Annotated in this window: 1 protein-coding gene; it reads right to left on the bottom strand. The window is 71.3% G+C overall.

Annotated features, from left to right (window positions below):
- Positions 1-788, bottom strand: a 788-nt coding sequence (gene folD, locus RGD00_RS23430; protein ID WP_310459636.1) for a bifunctional methylenetetrahydrofolate dehydrogenase/methenyltetrahydrofolate cyclohydrolase FolD, incomplete at both ends; no start/stop codon positions are given.

The following is a 788-nucleotide window of genomic DNA, read 5'->3' as shown; positions in this document are numbered from 1 at the left end:
ACCCCTCCGGCTCCGCCAGCCCGTTGGCGCGGTGGCAGGCGGTCAGCGTGTTGGCCAGCAGGCAGGCGATGGTCATCGGGCCCACGCCGCCGGGCACCGGGGTGATCGCGCCGGCCACCGCCGCGGCGCCCGCGAAATGCACGTCGCCCACCAGCCCCTTGCGCCCCTCGACCCGGTTGATGCCCACGTCGATCACGGTGGCGCCGGGCTTGATCCACTCGCCCCGCACCAGCTCGGGCCGCCCCACCGCCGCCACCAGGATATCCGCCCGCCGGCACACCGCGGCCAGGTCGCGGGTGCGCGAATGCGCCACCGTCACCGTGCAGCTTTCGCCCAACAGCAGCTGCGCCATCGGCTTGCCGACGATGTTCGACCGGCCGACCACCACCGCCTCCAGCCCCGCAAGGTCGCCCAGATGGTCGCGCAGCATCATCAGGCAGCCGAGCGGCGTGCAGGGCACCATCGCCTTTTGCCCCGTCGCCAGCCTGCCCACGTTGGAGACATGGAAGCCGTCCACGTCTTTCCCCGGGTCGATGGCGTTGATCACCGCATCGGCGTCGATATGCCCCGGCAGCGGCAGCTGCACGAGGATCCCGTGCACCGAAGGATCCGCATTGAGCCGCGCGATCAGCGCCAGCAGGTCGGCCTGCGGGGTGTCCGCCGGCAGAAGATGCTCGAACGACGCCATCCCGGTCTCGACCGTCTGGATGCCCTTGTTCCTGACATAGACCCGGCTCGCCGGATCCTCGCCCACCAGCACCACCGCAAGCCCGGGCGTCACCCCATGC

Origin of the sequence: Ruixingdingia sedimenti, from assembly GCF_031432425.1 — a bacterium.
Classification (GTDB): domain Bacteria; phylum Pseudomonadota; class Alphaproteobacteria; order Rhodobacterales; family Rhodobacteraceae; genus Ruixingdingia; species Ruixingdingia sedimenti.
Note: the sequence above shows the minus strand (reverse complement) of the source record. Positions and strands in the feature narration are given on the sequence as shown.